Here is a 1,953-nt window from a genome sequence, read left to right on the forward strand (position 1 = left end):
ATATGGTAGGAGAGCGTTCTGTAAGCCTGCGAAGGTGTCTTGTAAAGGATGCTGGAGGTATCAGAAGTGCGAATGCTGACATGAGTAGCGATAATGGGGGTGAAAAGCCTCCACGCCGTAAGCCCAAGGTTTCCTGTTCAACGTTCATCGGAGCAGGGTGAGTCGGCCCCTAAGGCGAGGCAGAGATGCGTAGCTGATGGGAAGCAGGTTAATATTCCTGCACCGTCGTATGATGCGATGGGGGGACGGATCGCGGAAGGTTGTCCAACTGTTGGAATAGTTGGTTTTTGGCTCATAGAAGGCACTTAGGCAAATCCGGGTGCGCAATTCAAGGGGTTGAGACGAGTGAACTTGTTCACGAAGCAATCGGAAGTGGTTCCAAGAAAAGCCTCTAAGCTTCAGTCATACGAGACCGTACCGCAAACCGACACAGGTGGGCGAGATGAGTATTCTAAGGCGCTTGAGAGAACTCGGGAGAAGGAACTCGGCAAATTGGTACCGTAACTTCGGGAAAAGGTACGCCCCGGTAGCTTGACTGGTTTACTCCAGAAGGGTGAAAGGGTTGCAATAAACTGGTGGCTGCGACTGTTTAATAAAAACACAGCACTCTGCAAACACGAAAGTGGACGTATAGGGTGTGACGCCTGCCCGGTGCTGGAAGATTAAATGATGGGGTGCAAGCTCTTGATTGAAGTCCCAGTAAACGGCGGCCGTAACTATAACGGTCCTAAGGTAGCGAAATTCCTTGTCGGGTAAGTTCCGACCTGCACGAATGGCGTAACGATGGCCACACTGTCTCCTCCCGAGACTCAGCGAAGTTGAAATGTTTGTGATGATGCAATCTACCCGCGGCTAGACGGAAAGACCCCATGAACCTTTACTGTAGCTTTGCATTGGACTTTGAACCAATCTGTGTAGGATAGGTGGGAGGCTTTGAAGCGGGGACGCTAGTTCTCGTGGAGCCAACCTTGAAATACCACCCTGGTTTGTTTGAGGTTCTAACCTTGGTCCGTTATCCGGATCGGGGACAGTGCATGGTAGGCAGTTTGACTGGGGCGGTCTCCTCCTAAAGTGTAACGGAGGAGTTCGAAGGTACGCTAGATACGGTCGGACATCGTGTTGATAGTGCAATGGCATAAGCGTGCTTAACTGCGAGACTGACAAGTCGAGCAGGTACGAAAGTAGGACATAGTGATCCGGTGGTTCTGTATGGAAGGGCCATCGCTCAACGGATAAAAGGTACTCTGGGGATAACAGGCTGATTCCTCCCAAGAGTTCATATCGACGGGGGAGTTTGGCACCTCGATGTCGGCTCATCACATCCTGGGGCTGTAGCCGGTCCCAAGGGTATGGCTGTTCGCCATTTAAAGTGGTACGTGAGCTGGGTTTAAAACGTCGTGAGACAGTTTGGTCCCTATCTGCCGTGGGCGTTGGAAATTTGAAGGGGGCTGCTCCTAGTACGAGAGGACCGGAGTGGACGAACCTCTGGTGTACCGGTTGTCACGCCAGTGGCATTGCCGGGTAGCTAAGTTCGGAAGAGATAACCGCTGAAAGCATCTAAGCGGGAAACTTGCCTTGAGATGAGATTTCCCAGAGCCTTGAGCTCTTTGAAGGGTCGTTCGAGACCAGGACGTTGATAGGCTGGGTGTGGAAGTGCAGTAATGCATTAAGCTAACCAGTACTAATTGCCCGTACGGCTTGTCCCTATAACCTTAGCAGGTACAGAGGATAAGACGGTACAACGTTGTGCGTTTGTTGATACTACGATTCATTACCCCAATCTTTGCTTCTTCCAGATTCAGGCTTTGTTGCTCCATTGAGGACAAATGCCAGTACAAGTTATGCCTGATGACCATAGCAAGTTGGTCCCACCCCTTCCCATCCCGAACAGGACCGTGAAACAACTTTGCGCCGATGATAGTGCTGCAACCAGTGTGAAAGTAGGTTATCGTC

The 1,953-nt window shown here is 51.0% G+C and carries 2 rRNA genes; both read left to right on the forward strand.

From position 1 onward, the window contains the following. Positions 1-1,706, forward strand: a 23S ribosomal RNA gene (locus tag ACQ4WL_RS27565); the annotation flags it as partial. Between the two features lie 138 nt (positions 1,707-1,844). After that, positions 1,845-1,953, forward strand: a 5S ribosomal RNA gene (gene rrf / locus ACQ4WL_RS27570); the annotation flags it as partial.

This window comes from Janthinobacterium kochi (genome assembly GCF_051380715.1).
Taxonomy (GTDB): domain Bacteria; phylum Pseudomonadota; class Gammaproteobacteria; order Burkholderiales; family Burkholderiaceae_D; genus Janthinobacterium.